Consider the following 4,145-nt stretch of genomic DNA (forward strand, 5'->3'; position numbering starts at 1 on the left):
ATATGGCGGTCTTCGCGATCCCGCGGGCGGCTGGTCCGGCTTTGATGCAAGGCCGCAAGCGACCAAGAACTTCCTCGCCTATTCACTGCAACGCCTGGGTGTCGACTATATCGACCTATATAGGCCGGCGAGACTCGATTCCAATGTACCGATCGAAGATACGATTGGTGCGATCGCCGACATGGTCAAGGCTGGTTACGTCAAGCACATCGGCCTGTCCGAGGTCGGTTCGGCCACCATCCGGAAGGCCGCAGCCGTCCACCCGATCGTCGACCTGCAGATCGAGTACTCGCTGATTTCGCGTGGCATCGAAGATGGTATTCTTGAGACCTGCCGCGAGCTCGGGATCGGGATCACCGCCTACGGCGTGCTTTCACGTGGTCTCATCAGCGGGCATTGGAAAAAGGGTAACACGGATCCAAGGGATTACCGCACGCATAGCCCAAGGTTCCAAGGGGATAATGTCGACAAGAACCTCGCGTTGGTCGAGGCGCTGCAGAGGATTGCGGCCAGCAAGGGCGTGACGGTGGCGCAGATCGCCATTGCCTGGGTCGCGGCGAAGGGCGAGGACATCATACCGGTGATCGGTGCGCGACGCCGCGACCGGCTGAGTGAGGCGCTGGGCGCTCTCGACATCAAGCTTACGAGCGAAGACCTGGGCGCTATCGAGAATGCCGTGCCGAAAGGCGCCGCTGCCGGGACGCGCTATGCCGAAGTGCAGATGGCGCATCTCGATAGCGAAGTTGGCGCTCACCGTTGAGTGCATATCCCGGAAGCAGTGCTGTTTCCGGGATATTATCTTGTGATTACATGGGCGGAACGACGCCGTTCGTGCCGACGACGACGCGCTTCGAGGTGAGGGTGCCATCGCTGCCCTTCTCGGCGGAGACGAAGACGGTAGCGCCGGGCTTCAGATCGTCCTTTGTGGCCTGTGCAAGGGTAACGATCGGCGTGCCGTCAGGAACAGCAATTTTCTTCTCGCCGCCACGATAGGTGACCGTCAGCGTGCGGCCATCGACGTCCTTGACAGCATCTGCGACTGTGGCGTTTGTCATGCTGCTATTCGGCTTCAAATCCCATGGGCGGTCGCCTTCACCTGTGCCCTTGAGTGCCGCCGGAAAGATCACCACCTCAAGCGCGCTGTTGCCCCCTTCGCTTTTAGGCACGTTGGTTATCCCGACAAAATCGCCCTTCTTGATGTCATCCAGCGACGCCTTGGCGACGCCGCCGACGACCCAACCATCACTCAACGTGACGGTTGCATCCGGTCCTTCGCGCGTTTTCACGACAATGGATGTGTCGTTGAAGCTCTCGATTGTTCCACGGACATTGGCCCTGTTGGACGCCTTCGTCGTCATGGTTGACTGACCCTTCTTCATCATGCTTTGGGCGCTGGCCTCCAGCGGGAGCGCCATCGCCACGCCAGCGGCCAGAGCCAGTATCGGAAGGGTTGATTTCAGCATTTTCATATCCATGACTTTGTACTCCTGTATGCACAGGCGTCCGGCGGGCGGGATTACCCAGCCGGTTTCGGCGCCTGTTTTTCCACGTGTCCGCCAAATTCACGTCGCATGGCGGACAGGATCTTGTTGGCGAAGTCGGCATTGCCGCGCGAAGAGAAGCGTTCCTGCAGGGCAGCGCTGAGAACGGGTGTCGGTATGGCCTCGTCGATCGCGGCCATGACGGTCCAGCGGCCTTCGCCCGAATCCGAGACGCGCCCCTCATAGCTCGCGAGCGCCGGATCGCCGTGCAAGGCATCGGCTGTGAGGTCGAGAAGCCAGGAACTGACAACGCTGCCGCGACGCCATACTTCGGCAATGTCGGGCAGATTGAACTCGTACTGGTAATGCTCGGGGTTCTGCAACGGCGTTGTTTCGGCATCGACCTCATGCGAGCGCAGGCCGATATCCGCATTGCGCAGAATGTTGAGGCCTTCCGCATAGGCAGCCATCAATCCGTATTCGATGCCATTATGGACCATCTTGACGAAATGTCCGGCACCATGCGGCCCGCAATGCAAGTAACCCTGATCGGCCGTGCTGCCGGCGACCGGGTTCTCCAGACGGCTCGGTGTTTCGGGTACATTGCCTTTGCCAGGAGCAAGGGCGGCAAAGATCGGAGAGAGGTGTTGAACGATATCCGTTTCGCCGCCGATCATCAGGCAATAGCCGCGTTCGAAGCCAAATATGCCGCCGCTCGTACCAACATCGACATAGTGGATGCCGCTAGATTTTAGCTCGCCGCTGCGGCGGATGTCATCGTGATAGTAGGAATTGCCGCCATCGATGACGATATCGTCCTTGTCGAGCAGCGGAACCAATTGTGCCAGAACCTTGTCCACGACCGCAGCGGGCAGCATCAGCCAGACGGCGCGGGGCTTTGCCAGCATGGCGACAAATTCCTGCACTGACGTGCTACCCTTGGCGCCGAGGCTCTGCAACTCCACCATGCTCTCGGCGCGCGTGTCGTAAACGACACAGTTGTGACCATGTTTCATCAGGCGCTGCGCCATGTTGCTGCCCATACGCCCCAGTCCAATCATACCAAGCTGCATCTCGAATCTCCGCCGAAGGGTTGGAATTGTCAGAAGGCTACACCTAAACGGCGACAGGGCAATGCCACTAACAAAGTAGGTCCGCGTATCTGGCGGCACAAGCGATGCAGGTGGTCATAAGATCGTGATGGAAAACAAAGCCAAGAGAAACGAACCGGAGACCAGTGCAGTCGCTACTCCGTCTCCGGTGGTGCTGCGACCCCCCAGTCCAGATCGGCGCCGAAGGGATGATCAATGAAAAAGGCCCAGGTGCCGTCAGCCAGCTTTCGATGCACCTCCATACCATGATGATGCACCTCCAGCGGATTACCGTCCTTGTCCTCTACGCGGCGCCGGCCTACCTGGACAGGCAGCCTTCTTAGCTGCCACTTCCGGCGCATAAGTGGCTCGGCTTCGAGGAAAGCCTGAGCCAGGTATGACTGCTAAACTGTGCTGTCACCATGACTCCTTAGCGTCGCCAAGGACTTAATGTCTCGACATCGTTCTGGCAAATCTGTGATGGGGAGCTAAAATCTAAAGATCGCTGGGATTATTTCTTCCAACGGCAGGTTCAGCTTCGAACGTCTAAAACGTTCGCCCCAATTTTAGTATCGAGCTTACGCTCAAGTTTTCGCGAGTGCGCTGTAATGGTGATCTCAAGTGATCCGGTTCCAACCTCCAATGCCAGAAGATGGCCGCCAACGGCCGCGAAGGTATGATCGCAGCCGACCCCGTGAGCATGAATCGACGGCTTGCCGTCTTGCCAAGCCAGCGAACCTGTAATGCTTGCCATCTCTACATTCTCGAACAATCTTGGATCGTATTGCTTCTTGGCGAAATCGAAGAAGCCGAAAGTGGCAAGCCTTGCGAATCCGAAGGCCGAGAAGCTCGCCGAGGGAATCTGTTCGCTCTCCATCAACGCCTCAGGTTGGACGAACAAATTGTCCCCTTGAAGCAATACCATGAGATAACCCGTCGGCGTCTTGATGAACCTGGCCGTCCCGATGTCGCCGGATGGGTAGGGCATCATCACCTCCTATGCGATTGTTGGTGTAATCCCGCCCTCGACACGAAGCGCTGCTCCATTGGTCGCCGCTGACAGCGGACTCGCCACATATGCCACCAGATCGGCGATCTCTTCGGGTTCGATCATGCGTTGCAGCAATGATGTAGAGCGTTCGTTGCGAAAGAATTCGGCTTCCATCTCCTCGGGCGGCAGAGAAGGGTCGCTGGCTACACTCTTCAAGAAGTCGACGATGCCTTCTGATCGGGTAGGGCCGGGGAGGACCGAGTTCACCGTCACACCCGTCCCCTTCGTCAACACCGCCAAGCCGCGCGATATGGCAAGCTGCGCCGTTTTCGTCATGCCGTAATGGATCATGTCCGGGGGAACGACGAGACCGGATTCGCTGGCGATGAAGATGATTCGTCCCCAATTTCGTTCCAGCATATCCGGAAAATATTGACGAGCGAGACGCGCACCGCTGAGCACGTTTACCTCGAAAAATTTTAGCCAATCAGCGTCAGTGATCTCGGTGAAGGGCTTGGATTCATAAATGCCGAGATTATTGACGAGGATATCAACGGTCGGGACTTCGCGGTGCAGAATCGC

6 protein-coding genes are annotated in these 4,145 nt (G+C 57.8%); 1 reads left to right on the forward strand and 5 read right to left on the reverse strand.

The features are described from left to right. Positions 1-760 (forward strand): aldo/keto reductase (locus tag ACXJ5O_RS20425; protein WP_457301493.1); only part of this gene is annotated, 760 nt, incomplete at its 5' end. A 46-nt stretch (positions 761-806) separates the two neighbouring features. Here ACXJ5O_RS20425 and ACXJ5O_RS20430 read toward each other — a convergent pair. From ACXJ5O_RS20430 to ACXJ5O_RS20450, 5 genes are all read right to left on the reverse strand, one after another. After that, positions 807-1,463: a hypothetical protein gene (locus tag ACXJ5O_RS20430; protein WP_457301494.1), complete on the reverse strand. Its 657-nt coding sequence runs from the start codon at positions 1,461-1,463 to the stop codon at positions 807-809. A gap of 53 nt (positions 1,464-1,516) precedes the next feature. Next, on the reverse strand, positions 1,517-2,554 hold the full coding sequence (gene gnd / locus ACXJ5O_RS20435; protein WP_457301495.1) for a phosphogluconate dehydrogenase (NAD(+)-dependent, decarboxylating): 1,038 nt from the start codon (positions 2,552-2,554) through the stop codon (positions 1,517-1,519). Positions 2,555-2,727: 173 nt separating this feature from the next. Then, on the reverse strand, positions 2,728-2,934 hold the full coding sequence (locus ACXJ5O_RS20440; RefSeq protein ID WP_457301496.1) for a hypothetical protein: 207 nt from the start codon (positions 2,932-2,934) through the stop codon (positions 2,728-2,730). A 170-nt stretch (positions 2,935-3,104) separates the two neighbouring features. After that, a complete protein-coding gene (locus ACXJ5O_RS20445; RefSeq protein ID WP_457301497.1) occupies positions 3,105-3,563 on the reverse strand; it encodes a PPC domain-containing DNA-binding protein in 459 nt (152 codons plus the stop codon). Between the two features lie 6 nt (positions 3,564-3,569). Next, positions 3,570-4,145, reverse strand: a 576-nt coding sequence (locus ACXJ5O_RS20450) for an SDR family NAD(P)-dependent oxidoreductase (RefSeq protein ID WP_457301498.1), incomplete at its 5' end; no start/stop codon positions are given.

Source organism: Phyllobacterium sp. P5_D12, assembly GCF_054049495.1.